We start from the raw sequence: 14,990 nt of genomic DNA, 5'->3' as shown, positions 1-14,990 counted from the left end.
AGCCGGATCCGTTTCAGCCGCCTTCTGCGGAATAAAAGAGAATGGTGTTGCCTTATAATTCGTCAGGAATATTGTTGCTGTATTAACGTCCGGATGCGATTATCGCCCTTTTTGAGCAGGGACTGCCGAATGCATTTGAGAGACCTGACCATGTGAACTTCTACCGTATTTTTGGATATATCCAGCTTGTCGGCAATTTCTTTATAGGTGAGACCTTCCTGCCGGCTTAGCAGGTATACTTCTTTTCGCCGTTTTGGGAGCTGTGCCAGTGCCTGGTCGTATAAATGTTGATACTCTGCTTCTGAAATACGCTGAAGGGTTGGATTACGGGGAATTAAGCCTGAGCTGCGAATTTCATCGTGGCACTCGCGCCGTACTCTCTTATTTCTGATCACATTGAGAATATGATTCTTTGATAAGGTAAAAAGGTAGGAATCAAAATTTTGATCCGGCTGAATCAGGTTCCGTTTTTCCCAAAGCTTTACAAACAGATCGTGTACTACATCTTCGGCCTCCGTTTCAGAATTCAGGTAGCTCAGGGCAAACCGGAAGAGCTTGCCGTGATAGATTTCATATAGTTCTGAAAAGGCCTGCTGGTCTGACATCCGCAGGCGCCTGGCTAAATCTTTGATATCGCTGTGTTTGTCCATCTTCCATATTTACTGACGGTGAAATCACGCAGTAAATATTAACACATCGGATGGGAAACTCGGTTTTGTAACTATTATAATTAGATTAAGAATATGTTACGGCTAAAGTGATGGTCGGACTTAGCCAAACCTACCGCAAAATTTTAGGATTGCTCAGATTTCTTGGTTTTCGTTTAATTAGGAACACTTTTGCCTAAAAAGGGTCAAGAAATCTGACTCAAATATTTGAAGTAAGTCAAAATTCTTTTTATTCCCTTTCAAAATCACTCAACTCATCTACGGATATCACATACTTTTTGAAAAAAGAAAGGAGATACCCAAAATACTCTTCAAAAGTATGGCCGCTTCCATTCTCTCGTGACAAGCATTCAACTTATTGATGAATTTGCTATTGTTAGGACCATCGAATTCTCCCCACTGGACGTAATAGCCAAACAAGTTGAGATAGGTAGATACAATTACCCGCCCGATTCTGCCATTAGCATCATAAGAAGGGTGGATATAGACAAAGCGCTGGTAAAATCGCATCGCATTTTCGATGGGATCCCCTGGATCTATAACCAGATGGGAAAAAGCCATATCCAGTTTTTCATCAATTTTGGAGGAACTGGTTCCTTTAAATCGCATGCGCTGCCGCTGGTGCTTCAAGCCACCAAATCCAATAGTGCCTCGACAGTATGTTTGACCTGCTGCTGGAAGAGAGCAACAAGCTAACCACCGACCCAGAAGAGCTTTCCCACCGCGCCTTTACCGAGATGATCCGCTATTATGAGGACAACGATCATATTGTGGGTGGCCAGATATTCAGTTTCAGGCTTTACCCGTAGGGACTGCGAAAACCCGCTCAATTTAGCAATGGCAGGATACCCCTGGCGAAAAGATAGGTCCTTAGAATCGGAATGAGACTTAGTTGTCCCTTTTAATAGCAAAGCCCGATATTTCTACTCCTTGAACCCTTAAATCGCCATTCATTCGTGAGGTGGAAGTAACATCAAACCGAGCTATTGCATCTGCTCCCATTTCGTTAGCTACTTTATAAATTTCATCAATGGCCTTTTCAACATTTATATCTTCAGGATAAAATTCCTCCACGGTTCGATATCCGGTATTACTATCTGAATCAGGAATTCGCCTAGTCGTTTTTCTTACGGCAGGCCATTGGGTTAGTGTTATTAGTCCGATAGACTGATACTCCCCTAGATACTGTTCAGGTGTTATTAAAAAACCTTGATCGGTATATTCTGAAAAGTCATATCCTGTTACGTTAACAACTTCATCCCTTGCCACAGTCTCCGGCCCTGCACATGAAGCAGTCATAAAAGATAGGATTATTACAATAAATAATTGTCTCATCTTGCCATAGTTTAGTTTTGTCTCTATTTCTCTATTTTGCCAACGATTAATTAAAATAATGAACAGTCCGGGTTATACAAGTACGCACAGAAATTCACCTATTCGAGAGGCTAAATAACGGTAAGCAAGGTATTGTGTAACCCCAAAATGGAATTAGGGTATAAAATAGGAGAGTATAGAAAAACATAAAATCCGCTAACCCATTCAGGGCCAACGACTTATGTAAATGTGGGTGGTACTGGATTCGAACCAGTGACCCCCTGCTTGTAAGGCATATCCAACTTGCTTCAGTCAAAGTTCTTATTAGTTCTTTTATTTTCGCTTAAAATAGCCTAATTCTTTGAATATCAAGGGATAAGAAAGTATATTAAACCATAGATAGTTCTTATTAGTTCGCATTTATTAGACCAAGTGCCTACTATTCTTGTGCCCAAATCGTGCCCAAATTCAGATTTGGGCACAGGATTAACTAACCAAGCGGTGATATGCCTAAAAAGAAGCTGACACATCAATTTATCGAAGCGTTAAACGCACCTGAAAAACCAACCACCTATTATGATGAAACCGAAAAGGGGTTACAGCTTCGACTATCGAAGGCTGGCACAAAAACATTTACGTATCGGTATTATTTCAATAGTAAGCAACGGCGAATAAAGATTGGGACGTTTCCCGCTAAATCTCTGAAAGAGGCCAGAAAGGATGTAACTAAGATAAAGGCAAAGGTTGATATGGGGATCGACCCTCAAGCGGAACGCCAGAAACGTAAACGAGAAACCGATCCCGAAACCTTCAAAGAAGTTGCCCAGGAGTTTAAAGAGAAGTATCTGCCAACCCTGCGGGAGACTACACGAGAGGAATACAAGAGAATCATTGATGTAGAACTGGTTCCCAAGTTAGGCAAGTACCCTATCAAAGAGATTAGTAAAAATCAGATTATTAGCATGTTAGATGATAAAGCCTATGGAAAGAAACCCGCGCCAGTAATGGCAAATCGTATAAGGGCACGGCTTTCTAAAATCTTTTCGTTCGCTGTTAATCGGGGCCTGGCAGACGTGAACCTGGTAAGCAGCATCCCCAAGTACAACAAGACCAAAAAGGGTGGCAAGGTTGAAAAAAGACGAAACCGGTACTACAAGCCCGAAGAAATTCAGGATCTTTGGGAATACTTTGAGCAGCTCAATGAGCCTACACAATCAGTGTTCAAAATGCTGCTTATTGCCGGACAACGAAAAACTGAAACCATGCAGATGAAGTGGGAAGATATTCGCGGCGATGTGTGGACCATTCCGGCCGCCCTTGCCAAAAACAAAGAAGAGCACCTGGTTCCCCTATCTGATATGGCCTTGGATCTCATTGAGAAGATGCGACCCGTTACCGGCGATTCTGATTATGTGTTTGCCTCACCCAAACTGGATAACCAGCCGCTGCAATCGGTTAAGCGTGCCGTAAGGTACACGAAGAAAGATTCCGGAGTGTCTGACTTCCGGCCCCATGATTTAAGGCGTACAGTGGCGACCTATATGGCTAAATTAAACGTGGATCGTACCGTATTGGGAAAGATTCTGAATCACAAAGGACTGGCAGGAGATGATCAGGTAACCGCTATCTATGACCGGCACGGATATATGAAGGAGAAGAGGCAGGCCATGAACCGGTGGAGTAACCACTTACAAAATATTTTAGATGGAGAGACTAAGGCTAATATTACAAAAATAGGATAAGTATGATTGAAATAATTAATCAAAACCTAGAATTGAGTGAAAGTGAAATTATTAACCAAGTTGAGAAAAGAATAAAAGAGCAATACAAAAAAACTGCTGAAAAAATTTCTCCAATGGCCGCAGCTAATCATTTGATCGATATTTCAGAAAAAAGCAGAGAATTTGAATTAGAGTATTCAGAACTGACTAAGCAAGATATCAAAGGAATCAAGCCTTTAATCGAAAAATACGAAGAGGGAGTAGAATTTGCTCAAGGGATTCTGCAGGCCTCTAAAGTTTTAGAATATGAGGATATAGTACCTTTAAGAATAAATGGTTTGGAGAAGCAAGTTAATATTGAAGATCGTATTGGGCTCGGGGATGATCTTAATGACAGGCTAAATAGATTAGTAGATCACATTAGGCATTATAGATATTTTTCCATGCATACCTTAATAGTGTCACATTTAATCGAAGAAATTATAGTTGCAAACTATCCTCCCGAAATTAATTCAACCATTGATAAAGATGAGCTATTGAATGAGGAGAGAAGCGGCCCAGGGAGAACCCCAGCTATTAATGAAGATGACTCGGATCAGGTAGAGAGGATAAGAAAGTACGCGAAAAAGGCTTTAAATAGTGATCATGTTAGAACAAAGACAGATTTTTGGGAAGAACTCACAGTACTAGTTGATAAAAATGTAGCATCAGTAGGTGATTCAACACTCAGAAAAAATTATTCACATCTGGTTTCGGATATTTTGGATCAATTGGATAATTAGTTTCTCCTTACTCTCTGCAATTAATCTCAATAGCTTATAGGTAGTTAATCAAAACAAAAAGAAAAGCCCTATAAGTTATGCCCAATTCCGACCTGCAATTGTTGCGACCCAAGGAGGTATGCCAGCTGCTTGGTGGCATTCACATCTCAACCTTGTACCGCTGGATGGATGAAGGGAAATTCCCAGTCCAGAAGATCCAGATTGGGCCGCGTGCCGTTGGTTTCAAGCGTTCTGAAGTAGAAAAGTATATCAACGGTGAGATGGGAGAACATACTGAAGAATCTGATAGTGAGGTAGCAGCAGCATGAAGAAACAAAAGCCAACCCGTAGGCGAAACGGATTGGCCTTGAGCAAATCGTTGTATTGTCTTGGAAAAACGACTACTAACAGCTCAAAGCTAGCCGATCCCACCGACAAAAACAAGTATAACAGCAATTCTAACCACCGGACCGTTTCCAAGGGAAATGGCGCCGCTCAAAAAAAGAGCCCGCCATGCCCCGATCAGAAACGACAGTAAACCCGGAACCAAATCTTTTAGAGGATCCTGAGCTCCTCCAGGAATTGCTATGCGCAAATTTTATGCGTGTATCTGGAGGAGGTACGCCTTATCACCGGTATGAGAAGGATAAAAAGTATGTGAGGAAAATGAACCCTACACCTATTGAATTTCGAGAACTCATGAAAGACTCGGCAAAGAGGTGCGGCATATGATCATCAAGATAAAAAAGCGCACCAACAATTTTGCGCAAATTGATAAACGTTCCCTTGAAGATGATCGCCTCTCCTGGAAGGCGAAAGGGATCCTGGCCTACCTATTGTCAAAGCCCGATAACTGGGAGGTGGTGATTGATGATCTCCAAAAACACGCTACGGACGGCCGGGATTCATGCCGTACAGGGCTGCGAGAGCTAGAAGAAAAGGGATACATACGGAAGCACCAGGAGCGTGGATCCGATGGCCTTTTTAAACCAGTAGAATATCAAGTATTTGAAACTCCCGAATTGGCAAAAAAGGGGTTTAAAGCAAATGAGACCGGAAACGGGTTATCCGCAAACGGTTCAACCGTAAACGGATCATCCGCAAACGGAAAATCCCACACTAGTAATATAGATAGAAGTAATAATGAATTAAGTAATAAAGAAAAAGAGAGTTCCCCGTTTTTGCGAGATCTGGAAATTGGAGATTTCCCCAAGGATGAAAGGCTCAAACGATTCACGGTGTACTGCTGGCAAGGGGTTAAAGAAAACTACCCGGATCATAAGACAGTTCATGAGGCCAAATTTGACACTTGGTACGATCCCCTACGGCTATTAGTTGAGCAGGATGAAGTTGAAATTCCTAAAGCCCGTAAGCTCTGGGACTGGGCGATAAGTCATGAGTTCTGGAAGGCCAATATTCGAAGTACAGCAAAATTTAGGGATCAGTTTGAAACCCTTGATGCGCAAATGAAAGCAAAAGCCGAGAAGAAAAAGAAGACTAACAGATTAAAAGCACCACTACCCCAATGAGTTTGAAGATTCCAGAATATGAGCGAACAGTACTAGCCACACTCCTGATGAGCTGGGAGTTCGTGCCGGTAGCCATGCCGAAGCTTACCGAAGATCATTTCACGGATATCCGGAAAGAAATATTCCAGGCAATTGAGGCCACTCATCAATCCGGTAAAGAAGTGGACCTGGTGACTGTAGAGGTCTGGCTCAAAGAAAATAAAAATTGGATTGATCGGGATATAGAAAACCTCAGCAGTCTTGTTACAAAGCAGACGGCACCTGCAAAGGCTGAGGAGTACATCGAGGAACTTTCCGACCGTAAGACTTCCCGAACCATTCTCCCACAGGTAAAGAGCCTGGCTATCGATATTGAGAAAGGAGATAAAAATTCCAGTGAGAGCCTTGCTGAATTGGAGCGGATTAAAGAGCAAAACCTGGAATCCGCAAGTATTCCAGGACTGACGGCATCCGAGATCCGCCAGAGAGATGCCGACAAGCCGCGTTACGAGCGACTGTATACGGGCAATCAGTTTTTTGATACCAAATTTTATAAGAACTACGGTTCACATCGGGGAACAACCAAGGTGATTTTTGGAGAAACAAAGCATGGCAAATCTTACGTAGCTCAGTGGGAGAGCGCTGCCTACCTTGATCAGGGATATAACGGAATCTATATCACGATGGAAGATATCGACCGCAATATCATGGACCGGGTTGAGCGGCAAATGGAGACTGACAACATCGAAAACATGATCTTTGTGGATCAAGGACAGGGCTGTTCTTCTCTGCACGATATCATCAACATCATAAAATACTGGAATGCAGTCCGGGGCCTTGATTTTGCCGTTGTGGACTATTTACAGCGTATCCCGGTCCAGGGCATTGATTACAACAATGAGACATCCCGGATCGTAAGCTGCACCAACCTGCTTACAAATTTGGCTACCTCCGAAGATATTCTTTTCACCTTACTTGCCCAGGTGAACCGGGAAGCCACCAAGTACCGATCCGGCTGGGAAAAGGAGCCTAATGCTTTTGACATCTATGGATCCAGTGCTATCGAAAAGGATGCCTTTATGGCCTTCAATGTCTTCCGGCCCAACCGGGTTGATGAGCTCTGTGAAACTGATTACCAAACTGGAGAACTGACAGGTGTTCAAGGTCCTGACGGTTCGATTGTTCATCGCAATAGCGTGTATATCAGGCAGCGGATTGTAAGGGAGGGAGAGATGTACCGTCCTTACGTGAGATTTATCCACAATAACAATGGATTACACCACCAACGGAAACACTCAAAGCAAAAGGAATATCAAGTAGAAACACCTTTTTGAGTCCATTATAGGGTAAAATTGAAATTATAAAACGCCATTTAATACCTGAAATAGCATTATAAAATGAACTAGTACAAACATCAGGACAAACAAATGGTTCAAATAACCCTTTGAGGCCAGTGTTCGTGACCTCTATCGCAAGATTATTTAATAACAAATCATAACTGTGAAATTAGATTATGCCTGAAGATTACGCAGAAGAATACCGTAAAGCCATACATAACGCACGAAACAAAGTGTTGAATCCTCGTAGTGGCGTGCCAAAAGAGGCGTACAAAGTGCTGATGTCTCTCTATGCTCGGATGATATCAGATATTAACAAGGATATTGGAAGGGAAGCCATAACAGCAGAACGTGCAAACGATTTAAAAAGGTTAATCACTAGAAGATTTAACGACCTAGGGGATCAGCTTGGAATGTTGTTCTCTAGAGGAAAAAAGAAAATAACAGAGGGTGCGGCCGAAGCCCACGCTATCGCTGTTGAAAGAACCACTACAGCAGCAGGTGTTTCTAGCTTTTCCGTTTCGTTTAATGATATCCCAGACAGAGCGTTAGAAACTATGATGCTAAGGCGTGGATTAAATGCCAAAAATTACCAATCAGTTATAAAGCGTGGATTACAAAGGGCGGCTACTGATATTGATGACTATCTTGCCTCAGCAGTTGGACGTGGAGTTAGTGCCGACCGCGCGGCGAAAGAGTTGGCCGGGATCCTTTCAAGAAATAATGATACCGTTTTAGGCTTAGTTGAAGATGGCCGTCTGATGAAATCTAACATCAATAAGGCACTCCGGACCGGTGAAATTGATGTGATGGATTACCGGGATGCTAGCCAGATCCTTTATGATTCCCGAAGGATAGTTGTAACCGAAATCAACACGGCACATAGGGAAGCTGATCTTTTAGCACAGGACAGAAGCCCTATTGTAAAGGCTTCCAAGTGGCAGGTTTCTGGCCGGCACTATGGGCTTCCTTCCAGTCCATGCGTATGTACAGTATACCACGAAACCGATCAGTTCGGATTAGGACCTGGTGTATTCCCCACGCGAAACTTCCCAAGTACTCCACATCCCCATTGCGGTTGCTATCCGGAGGCGGTCATAATAGAAGATCCAGCCCAGTGGGGAACCGGCGGTGAACCATTACAGGAACCTAATGATTTCACAGAAGATCAACTGCAAACAATGTTTTCTGATAAAACAGATTATCATATGAAAAGACAGATTGATACTGCTAACAAATATTTGAATTTAGCCTATCAATTTGCTGACAAACGATTCGCAAAAGGATAGCGATGGCTTTAGAAAAGTACGACATCAAAAAGCTCAACAAATTGCAGCAACAAAAGAAGCGTGGAACTCTTGACAAGCGTATGGAATCGTATCTGGAATGACTGAAAACACGCGTGGAGAAAATATCCAACCCAAATACAATCAAATAATTATGCCAGGAAGAAGTGCAATAACTCTTATATGAAACAACAGCCAGAATAATGATTCCGGCGATCATATATCGGGTGATGAGCATAACCGAAGATGACCGGACTGATCAGCACCGGCAAAATAATGTGAATGTAAACGTGAACGTTGACAGTAACGGCTTTTCTGATCTTTCACGTGAAGAAATTCGACATATAACCGACGAAATGGCCAAGGAATTAAAGAGACAAATCCGAGGTGCAAAATTTCTATAATCTAATCTTAAACAATCAATTTATGATGAAATCTAATTCAATCAATTTTCTAGGAAACAACAGCAGGAATAACACCAAAGATCAAATTTCAGCAAAAGAGCATAACCAGAAGCTGAAACAGGATTTAATCGATAAAGTGAACGCCCGGGATTATGACTCCGGAAACGAAGAGATCAAAGAGAAAGATGAGGACCTCAACACAAAGAAATTCACTAAGCAAATTTCATCTAAGTCCGGAGGTAAAAGTACAACTTCCGCGCTTGAAGCATGGAAAAATAGGAATCGAACTAATTCAGGCAGAAAGCCGAAATCATAACCATTAAAAATTTACACCTATGAGATCAACGAATGAGATCACAACCGACATTGAGCAACTGGAAACCGAAGTTGAAGAGCTGGAATCCAAAAAGCAGGAGTTGAACGATCAGCTTTCCGAGATTAAGGATGATTATTCGATGCTGTTAGATGCTGATGAAGTCCAGGAGAAGATCAGCAATATTACTACAAACAGGGAAATCATATCCGAGGCGATCCAGGAGCGTTACAATAAGCTGGAAGAGCTAAACGCCGAACTGGAGAAAGCCGAAAGTAAAGAAGTGAGGGAGCAACGCCTGCAACGCTGCATTGAGCTTGCAAAAAAAGCAGATTCGGCTAATAAGGAATACCGGAAACTCTTTGAGGATCTGGATGAAGAGCTACTGGATAAGATGTTAGCGATTGCTAAGGCTCAACAGAGATGGGCAAACGCTGCAAATACATTCCTAACCATTGCCAACAAATTAGAACCAGCCATTAAAACCACATACGAGCCAGAGGATATGACAATGGCAGAGCTGGAGGCGGCCGCGGAAAGCCTTATAGAAGAGGTTGAAGAGACCGGCAATGTGGACACCGGCGCGGTGCGGACTGAAATCTATTGCGACTACAAATATTACAGGATTCACAAGAATAACGGCCGTGAATTGAAGCCCTCAACATCATACTTCGGATGGGCCATTTATGAGATGCTTCAGAAGGTGAACCGGAAAATATTAGCAGATTAACTTAGGTACTGGCAGTGGGTTCCAAGGGAATTTGCTGCCAACACCCCATGCAATCAACCTACGATTTAAACACCCTATGAACTATGGCAGATGATAAACAGCGATGCGGCGCGAAATGCAGAGATGGAAGTAGCTGCAATAATTGGGCTATGCCTAACGGGAAATGCAGATTACACGGGGGGAAATCTTTAAAGGGGAAAGATTCTAAGACGTGGAAAAGCGGAATTTATAGCCGGTATGCCTCCAAGAGCTTGAAGGATGTACTGGACCACCTGGAGGACGTACCAAGTGAAGAGCTGCTTAATGCAGATAACGAGCTCCGACTATTAGAGGGATTAATATCCAACGCCTTAAAAAATGAATCTGGAGACCTGGAATCAGCGGAGATATTGTCAAAGATTGTTGACCGACTTGTAAGAGCAAAGCAGCGCGCCGTTGCCTTAAAGATCGAAGAGGAACGCCTTATCCCGGCTGAAGATGTAAAGCTTTTTCTATCCTTCATTGAGGAATTATTGCTTAATCGAATTGATGAAGCCGAAGCCTACGAGCTATTAGACGAAATGCAAACATTCCAAATTTCTGAACATGCGACTAACTGATTTAATCGAAGATCCCGGGAAACGATGGGATGCCGATAAACTAAACTTTGAGGTTCTAACAAATGAAGAGCTGGAACGAATCATTGAACTAACGGAAATAGATATCCAGCATAAGAAAGATCCTGAAACTAACCGGCCAATGAGCCGAACTGAAAAGATTGAACTTAATAAGATTTGCCGGCAAGCAGCTAACAACGGTAAAAGAATGATATTATGAGACTTGATAAACTAATAAAAAAACTGAGTTCCGAAGTTACCGAAGAGCAATATAACCGGATTAAAAACCATCAAATTTTTACGATTGAATACAGCGATGAGGAGGGTTGGGATTTCGGAGAGCTTGACCAGCTTTCGGAGCCTCAGGCCAAACGATTACTACAGGTTTTCGAACGTGTGAAGCAATACGAGAAAGAGAACCACATCGAGCCCCAGATCCATTCTGTAATCGTCAACCTGGCAGCAGAAAACAGGGAACCGGAATGGCCGGAAGAATTGCAGGGGGATGATACGCCTTACTTGTTTGAAGCCTTTCTACGGCAAAAATTCGGAATTAAAAATTAATACGATGCGACTTGATGAATTTATAAGACAGCAGAACAAGGAAAAAGAGCAAGCGGAACCGCAAAAGGTTGTCATTTATGATCCCGAAGCTCCGGATCAGCTCGAATACCCGAAGAACCCAGCCGATGTTGTGTTCTTTTTACCAGATAACGGCCGGGATCAATGAAATTTCGATAATAGGGATACAATCTAATGGTGTACCATACCAAGCAAAATTTGAGCCGCTTAGAACTAAAAATTACTAACCGTTTTTAAGCTACAAACCTACAAATTACAGATTATGGATCTATCCAGTTTAACACCCCGACAATTAGACACTTCTTGGGTCCTCACAATGGATGATGGTGGGGATATCACCAACACTAATGAAGACTATACTATTGACGAGGAAGGCTTCCAAATCCAGCAAACTAATACATATGATCCGAAGCGTGCCTATGTAATACGACAGGAAGGAGATGATATTGGCAGATTATACGGCGGTCTTATTGGAGGCGTGATCCTGGAGGCAGATGGAACTTTCCTTAAGATCGTATCAACATCTGTCATCCAGTTGGAATCACCGGTAAGGGTAAATATCGGGAATGATTCCCCTTTAAATCTTCCCAAGATGAGTGAAACTGAAAGAGATGCATTATCAGCCCAGGAGGGAGATGCAATTTGGAATACTACAGCTGACAGACCTGAAATGTATGATGGATCCAGCTGGAAATATATTACCCTTAACAGTTAAAGTCTCCAAAGAATAATGTCAGCGATTGCTTTTACCACAACGCGGGAGAAAACCGTTCTTTTATCAGACGGAATGGCCTTGAAGGGAAATGGGAAGATCCATTCCATGAAAATGAAAAAGGCTTTCAAGATTAACCAGCAAACAGGGATCTTGTGGGGTGGCTCTTCTGGAAGCTTGATTAATGCTGTTAAAAGGGAAGTTAAAAGAAAGGGGTACAAGACTGTCTATGAAGTTTCAGAGGCAGTAACAACAGTTTTTAAAGCTGCTTCAGGCATAGATGGAGTAACAGATATTTGGGAAAGATCCCAGTATCTGGTTTATGTAATTGGTTATGATGAGACCGACCGTATTAAAATCCTTTCTTTCAATTCATGTAACGAATCCCGATTAAAACCCAAAGATCAAGGATATATCGATTTTGGAAAATCCGGCTGTTTAGCTGTGGATCGTAGTTTTGATAAAACATCTTATCCCAGATTGCTTTCTGAAAAATATTGGCCTTTATACCAAGACTTAGAGTATGCAACCCAAAAAGCATTCGAAGAGATGGTTAATAATTATAATGAGCAAGGAATGGATGTTGGTGGAAAAATTTTCATGGAGGTTATAAGGCCTCCCGAAATCAATATGTAATAGCTAAGAATTGGCCCCTTAAAGGATCTGATTAATGGAATAACTTGGCCGAAAGGTGCTGCCTGCGTAGTGTTCTTTATCCCGGAAAACAGCCGGGAATAGACAGTTTCGCACAAAATAGCCGGTTGGTATTTGTTATATTGAAAAGTCAAAACTGTGATATAAGAGAGCAATCACCAATATATTTCTAGATCCCGTTTCATGCCCTCCAAAGTGCGAATATCACTTTGTGATATTGACAAGTTTTAAACCGATTATCCCTCTTAAAAAGTTGCCCTAACAGGCTTTAAGCCCCATATTTCAAGTGCACTAAAACAAAAGCCCCTGCCAGTCTTGGAGGACGCAGACAGAGGCTTTCTGAATCCCACAAAGGAGATCTATTATGAAATCTACAAAAAAAACCGACCTACAGAAAGCACTGGATAACTTCATAACCGAGTTAAAGGAACTTGCTGAAGCCAATTCAGAAACCGACTTTAACAACTGTCTAATCGAAGAGGTTGTACCGGCACTAACAGAGAATGATCAGCTCTTTTCTACATCTGTTTTCAGCAAGCTGGAGGTAGCTGTTATTTTGAGCAGTTCTGAGTTGGACAACAAAAGTTACTCTCTGGAAGGTGCTATGCACTTGATGAATGATAGTGCGATTTGTTGGCTACTGGATCACATATATACGCTTAATAAATCTATAGAAAGCCTATCCCTGTTTGCACGTGGAAGCAAAGTTGATAAAAGTGCTTTATTAGATAGAGCAAGGCAGTTGGAGGCAGATAGAAATGAACTGCAAAAATGGCTTAATGGCGATATATACGAGCGGATCCAGGAATACCGAAATGAAATCAAAACCCTTCGGGAGGCAAGCTAACTATGAAACTTTCAGAAAAAGACGTTAAGAAGCTCAAAGAGATCAAAGAAACACTGCAGGGCGACCAGTTCGGAAGTGAGGGATACCATGATAACATTGCCAGCAACCTGCAAGAAGCAAATAGCCTCCTTGAGGTGCTAATGTGGGGGAGCTGGCAGATGGACCGGCAAGGTGTACTTAGCGATGAACACCTTGCGGCCATGGTTACATTCTGGCAATCTGAATATTATCCACGAGCTAAGGAAGCCAGAAAGATCCTGGAGAAAATTTCAGAGCTTGACATTTAGCCATGATCCCAGAAGAGCAGCTAAAAAAGATCAGCAACCTTGACCTCAACGAGGCCTTGGACAAAAAGCTTGATATCCTGGAGCTTTGCATTGATGGCGTTTTGAGCGCACATGAAGGCTGCACAGCCCTTTATTGGGCTTTTGAAGATGTTCAGTGTCTCATTGGTGAGGTCCGGGATCGGCTGGACAAGATGCCGGAATAGTGCAAACCCAAATATCAATTCAATCAAAGCCCTGGCTTTCGGCCGGGGTTTTTATTTGATACGTATGTAAGAGGGGGCTTGCTGAAGGAAACAAATTTTACTTACTCTCGTTAATTATCTATAATATCTAATGAGAATTAAAAACAAGTAATATGCCTAAAAAGAAAAAACATAACAGTCCCGCTAAGGATGTTGGAGTAGATCGTAAAGAGGCAAAGCCGCGCCTGTCCAAGAAATCTTTTAAAGAGGCGGCTAAAGTAACGTTTCAAAAGCACGAGAAATCCTTCGAAAAGCTGGCTGAATAATAGCCAGAATGGAAGACCTGCGATTCCTTTCCCTATCAGAAGTTTTAGACCTTCACGAATTACAGATCAAAGAAAAAGGCGGCGCGCCGGAGATCCTTTCTAAAGACAAGCTGGAAAGTGCCGTACAGCAGCCCCAACAAACATTTGGTGGAGAGTACTTATACCCCGACCTATTTGCAATGGCAGCCGCTTATCTTACTGCCATTGTGAGAGCGCACCCTTTCCTGGACGGTAACAAGCGAACTGCAACCCATGCCGCCATTATATTTCTGTATCTCAATGGGTACGAGATTCAAGAATTTTACGAAACAGAGTTGGCAGACTTGGTTTATGATTACCTGGAGAAAGAAAAGACGGATGAAGATATAGCTGATTTTCTGGCCTCAAGAGCAAAGCCAGTTCAGGAATAGCCACAAGAAAAAACACCCATTTGAGCGGGAAACGGGGCATCGTAGATATTAAAATAAGAGGGGGGACTTTTTATTTCTGTGCCCAAATCATGCCCAAATCTGCAAAATGGTTTTCATTTAATCGCAATATTTCAAAATAAAAAAGCCGCTAACCTATTCAGGGCCAACGACTTATGTAAATGTGGGTGGTACTGGATTCGAACCAGTGACCCCCTGCTTGTAAGGCAGGTGCTCTGAACCAGCTGAGCTAACCACCCGGAGTATCAATAAGAAAATAACACTTGGCAGCCGAGTACATAATATTGTTACTCAACTGCCTTTTTAAGAGAGCACAAATATAAGAACTATTCAT

23 protein-coding genes and 1 tRNA gene are annotated in these 14,990 nt (G+C 42.4%); 20 read left to right on the top strand and 4 right to left on the bottom strand.

Translation table 11 applies throughout. From position 1 onward, the window contains the following. Positions 1–62: 62 nt before the first annotated feature. Both ACG2F4_RS07240 and ACG2F4_RS07235 read right to left on the bottom strand, forming a co-directional pair. Entirely contained in the window at positions 63–650 is a 588-nt protein-coding gene (locus ACG2F4_RS07240; RefSeq protein WP_395259552.1) for an RNA polymerase sigma-70 factor, read from the bottom strand. A gap of 285 nt (positions 651–935) precedes the next feature. Further along, on the bottom strand, positions 936–1,277 hold the full coding sequence (locus ACG2F4_RS07235; protein ID WP_395259551.1) for a Fic family protein: 342 nt from the start codon (positions 1,275–1,277) through the stop codon (positions 936–938). Positions 1,278–1,327: 50 nt separating this feature from the next. Here ACG2F4_RS07235 and ACG2F4_RS07230 point away from each other — a divergent pair, with 50 nt between their 5' ends. Then, on the top strand, positions 1,328–1,477 hold the full coding sequence (locus ACG2F4_RS07230) for a hypothetical protein (protein ID WP_395259550.1): 150 nt from the start codon (positions 1,328–1,330) through the stop codon (positions 1,475–1,477). A gap of 79 nt (positions 1,478–1,556) precedes the next feature. Here the strand turns inward: ACG2F4_RS07230 and ACG2F4_RS07225 are convergent, their stop codons facing one another. Beyond that, positions 1,557–2,003, bottom strand: coding sequence for a hypothetical protein (locus tag ACG2F4_RS07225; protein WP_395259549.1), 447 nt, complete (start codon positions 2,001–2,003; stop codon positions 1,557–1,559). Positions 2,004–2,488: 485 nt separating this feature from the next. Between ACG2F4_RS07225 and ACG2F4_RS07220 the strand changes: the two genes are divergently transcribed. The 19 genes from ACG2F4_RS07220 to ACG2F4_RS07130 all read left to right on the top strand — a co-directional run bounded on the left by ACG2F4_RS07220 (position 2,489) and on the right by ACG2F4_RS07130 (position 14,638). Continuing rightward, positions 2,489–3,724 carry a tyrosine-type recombinase/integrase gene (locus ACG2F4_RS07220; protein ID WP_395259548.1) on the top strand — a complete coding sequence of 412 codons (1,236 nt, stop codon included), beginning with the start codon at positions 2,489–2,491 and terminating at the stop codon, positions 3,722–3,724. A 2-nt stretch (positions 3,725–3,726) separates the two neighbouring features. Next, positions 3,727–4,485, top strand: coding sequence for a hypothetical protein (locus ACG2F4_RS07215; protein ID WP_395259547.1), 759 nt, complete (start codon positions 3,727–3,729; stop codon positions 4,483–4,485). A gap of 77 nt (positions 4,486–4,562) precedes the next feature. Further along, positions 4,563–4,793, top strand: a complete 231-nt coding sequence (locus ACG2F4_RS07210; RefSeq protein WP_395259546.1) for a helix-turn-helix transcriptional regulator — start codon at positions 4,563–4,565, stop codon at positions 4,791–4,793. A 399-nt stretch (positions 4,794–5,192) separates the two neighbouring features. Beyond that, positions 5,193–5,993 carry a hypothetical protein gene (locus ACG2F4_RS07205; RefSeq protein WP_395259545.1) on the top strand — a complete coding sequence of 267 codons (801 nt, stop codon included), beginning with the start codon at positions 5,193–5,195 and terminating at the stop codon, positions 5,991–5,993. Next, positions 5,990–7,306, top strand: coding sequence for a DnaB-like helicase N-terminal domain-containing protein (locus ACG2F4_RS07200; protein WP_395259544.1), 1,317 nt, complete (start codon positions 5,990–5,992; stop codon positions 7,304–7,306). Before ACG2F4_RS07205 ends, ACG2F4_RS07200 begins: the two co-directional genes overlap by 4 nt. Positions 7,307–7,485: 179 nt before the next feature. After that, positions 7,486–8,598: a hypothetical protein gene (locus ACG2F4_RS07195; RefSeq protein WP_395259543.1), complete on the top strand. Its 1,113-nt coding sequence runs from the start codon at positions 7,486–7,488 to the stop codon at positions 8,596–8,598. 423 nt (positions 8,599–9,021) lie between these two features. Next, entirely contained in the window at positions 9,022–9,315 is a 294-nt protein-coding gene (locus ACG2F4_RS07190; RefSeq protein ID WP_395259542.1) for a hypothetical protein, read from the top strand. Between the two features lie 19 nt (positions 9,316–9,334). Continuing rightward, a complete protein-coding gene (locus ACG2F4_RS07185) occupies positions 9,335–10,042 on the top strand; it encodes a hypothetical protein (protein ID WP_395259541.1) in 708 nt (235 codons plus the stop codon). Positions 10,043–10,125: 83 nt separating this feature from the next. Continuing rightward, positions 10,126–10,641: an HGGxSTG domain-containing protein gene (locus tag ACG2F4_RS07180; protein ID WP_395259540.1), complete on the top strand. Its 516-nt coding sequence runs from the start codon at positions 10,126–10,128 to the stop codon at positions 10,639–10,641. After that, positions 10,628–10,858, top strand: a complete 231-nt coding sequence (locus ACG2F4_RS07175) for a hypothetical protein (RefSeq protein WP_395259539.1) — start codon at positions 10,628–10,630, stop codon at positions 10,856–10,858. The genes ACG2F4_RS07180 and ACG2F4_RS07175 overlap by 14 nt, the downstream gene beginning before the upstream one ends. Next, entirely contained in the window at positions 10,855–11,202 is a 348-nt protein-coding gene (locus ACG2F4_RS07170; RefSeq protein WP_395259538.1) for a hypothetical protein, read from the top strand. The genes ACG2F4_RS07175 and ACG2F4_RS07170 overlap by 4 nt, the downstream gene beginning before the upstream one ends. A gap of 4 nt (positions 11,203–11,206) precedes the next feature. After that, positions 11,207–11,368: a hypothetical protein gene (locus ACG2F4_RS07165; RefSeq protein ID WP_395259537.1), complete on the top strand. Its 162-nt coding sequence runs from the start codon at positions 11,207–11,209 to the stop codon at positions 11,366–11,368. Positions 11,369–11,482: 114 nt separating this feature from the next. After that, the gene (locus tag ACG2F4_RS07160) at positions 11,483–11,935 is read left to right on the top strand and encodes a hypothetical protein (RefSeq protein WP_395259536.1); all 453 of its coding nucleotides are present in this window, start codon (positions 11,483–11,485) and stop codon (positions 11,933–11,935) included. Positions 11,936–11,950: 15 nt separating this feature from the next. Next, on the top strand, positions 11,951–12,568 hold the full coding sequence (locus ACG2F4_RS07155) for a hypothetical protein (RefSeq protein WP_395259535.1): 618 nt from the start codon (positions 11,951–11,953) through the stop codon (positions 12,566–12,568). A gap of 382 nt (positions 12,569–12,950) precedes the next feature. Beyond that, positions 12,951–13,433, top strand: a complete 483-nt coding sequence (locus tag ACG2F4_RS07150) for a hypothetical protein (RefSeq protein ID WP_395259534.1) — start codon at positions 12,951–12,953, stop codon at positions 13,431–13,433. Between the two features lie 2 nt (positions 13,434–13,435). Continuing rightward, positions 13,436–13,720: a hypothetical protein gene (locus tag ACG2F4_RS07145; protein WP_395259533.1), complete on the top strand. Its 285-nt coding sequence runs from the start codon at positions 13,436–13,438 to the stop codon at positions 13,718–13,720. Between the two features lie 2 nt (positions 13,721–13,722). Then, on the top strand, positions 13,723–13,923 hold the full coding sequence (locus tag ACG2F4_RS07140; RefSeq protein ID WP_395259532.1) for a hypothetical protein: 201 nt from the start codon (positions 13,723–13,725) through the stop codon (positions 13,921–13,923). A 152-nt stretch (positions 13,924–14,075) separates the two neighbouring features. Further along, positions 14,076–14,228 (top strand): hypothetical protein, encoded by a 153-nt coding sequence (locus tag ACG2F4_RS07135; protein ID WP_395259531.1) that lies wholly within the window; start codon positions 14,076–14,078, stop codon positions 14,226–14,228. Positions 14,229–14,236: 8 nt separating this feature from the next. Beyond that, entirely contained in the window at positions 14,237–14,638 is a 402-nt protein-coding gene (locus ACG2F4_RS07130; RefSeq protein ID WP_395259530.1) for a type II toxin-antitoxin system death-on-curing family toxin, read from the top strand. Between the two features lie 182 nt (positions 14,639–14,820). Here ACG2F4_RS07130 and ACG2F4_RS07125 read toward each other — a convergent pair. Beyond that, positions 14,821–14,895, bottom strand: a tRNA-Val gene (locus ACG2F4_RS07125). Positions 14,896–14,990 lie beyond the last annotated feature (95 nt).

Source organism: Halalkalibaculum sp. DA3122, from assembly GCF_043951865.1.
In the GTDB taxonomy this organism is placed as follows: domain Bacteria; phylum Bacteroidota; class Rhodothermia; order Balneolales; family Balneolaceae; genus JAMQKA01.
This window is presented reverse-complemented; position numbering and strand designations above follow the sequence as displayed.

Excerpts from the sequence above, each read along its gene's own strand:
- ACG2F4_RS07240 (WP_395259552.1), bottom strand. The coding sequence starts at position 650 with ATGGACAAACACAGCGATATCAAAGATTTAGCCAGGCGCCTGCGGATG.
- ACG2F4_RS07235 (WP_395259551.1), bottom strand. The coding sequence starts at position 1,277 with ATGCGATTTAAAGGAACCAGTTCCTCCAAAATTGATGAAAAACTGGAT.
- ACG2F4_RS07230 (WP_395259550.1), top strand. The coding sequence starts at position 1,328 with ATGTTTGACCTGCTGCTGGAAGAGAGCAACAAGCTAACCACCGACCCA.
- ACG2F4_RS07225 (WP_395259549.1), bottom strand. The coding sequence starts at position 2,003 with ATGAGACAATTATTTATTGTAATAATCCTATCTTTTATGACTGCTTCA.
- ACG2F4_RS07220 (WP_395259548.1), top strand. The coding sequence starts at position 2,489 with ATGCCTAAAAAGAAGCTGACACATCAATTTATCGAAGCGTTAAACGCA.
- ACG2F4_RS07215 (WP_395259547.1), top strand. The coding sequence starts at position 3,727 with ATGATTGAAATAATTAATCAAAACCTAGAATTGAGTGAAAGTGAAATT.
- ACG2F4_RS07210 (WP_395259546.1), top strand. The coding sequence starts at position 4,563 with ATGCCCAATTCCGACCTGCAATTGTTGCGACCCAAGGAGGTATGCCAG.
- ACG2F4_RS07205 (WP_395259545.1), top strand. The coding sequence starts at position 5,193 with ATGATCATCAAGATAAAAAAGCGCACCAACAATTTTGCGCAAATTGAT.
- ACG2F4_RS07200 (WP_395259544.1), top strand. The coding sequence starts at position 5,990 with ATGAGTTTGAAGATTCCAGAATATGAGCGAACAGTACTAGCCACACTC.
- ACG2F4_RS07195 (WP_395259543.1), top strand. The coding sequence starts at position 7,486 with ATGCCTGAAGATTACGCAGAAGAATACCGTAAAGCCATACATAACGCA.
- ACG2F4_RS07190 (WP_395259542.1), top strand. The coding sequence starts at position 9,022 with ATGATGAAATCTAATTCAATCAATTTTCTAGGAAACAACAGCAGGAAT.
- ACG2F4_RS07185 (WP_395259541.1), top strand. The coding sequence starts at position 9,335 with ATGAGATCAACGAATGAGATCACAACCGACATTGAGCAACTGGAAACC.
- ACG2F4_RS07180 (WP_395259540.1), top strand. The coding sequence starts at position 10,126 with ATGGCAGATGATAAACAGCGATGCGGCGCGAAATGCAGAGATGGAAGT.
- ACG2F4_RS07175 (WP_395259539.1), top strand. The coding sequence starts at position 10,628 with ATGCGACTAACTGATTTAATCGAAGATCCCGGGAAACGATGGGATGCC.
- ACG2F4_RS07170 (WP_395259538.1), top strand. The coding sequence starts at position 10,855 with ATGAGACTTGATAAACTAATAAAAAAACTGAGTTCCGAAGTTACCGAA.
- ACG2F4_RS07165 (WP_395259537.1), top strand. The coding sequence starts at position 11,207 with ATGCGACTTGATGAATTTATAAGACAGCAGAACAAGGAAAAAGAGCAA.
- ACG2F4_RS07160 (WP_395259536.1), top strand. The coding sequence starts at position 11,483 with ATGGATCTATCCAGTTTAACACCCCGACAATTAGACACTTCTTGGGTC.
- ACG2F4_RS07155 (WP_395259535.1), top strand. The coding sequence starts at position 11,951 with ATGTCAGCGATTGCTTTTACCACAACGCGGGAGAAAACCGTTCTTTTA.
- ACG2F4_RS07150 (WP_395259534.1), top strand. The coding sequence starts at position 12,951 with ATGAAATCTACAAAAAAAACCGACCTACAGAAAGCACTGGATAACTTC.
- ACG2F4_RS07145 (WP_395259533.1), top strand. The coding sequence starts at position 13,436 with ATGAAACTTTCAGAAAAAGACGTTAAGAAGCTCAAAGAGATCAAAGAA.
- ACG2F4_RS07140 (WP_395259532.1), top strand. The coding sequence starts at position 13,723 with ATGATCCCAGAAGAGCAGCTAAAAAAGATCAGCAACCTTGACCTCAAC.
- ACG2F4_RS07135 (WP_395259531.1), top strand. The coding sequence starts at position 14,076 with ATGCCTAAAAAGAAAAAACATAACAGTCCCGCTAAGGATGTTGGAGTA.
- ACG2F4_RS07130 (WP_395259530.1), top strand. The coding sequence starts at position 14,237 with ATGGAAGACCTGCGATTCCTTTCCCTATCAGAAGTTTTAGACCTTCAC.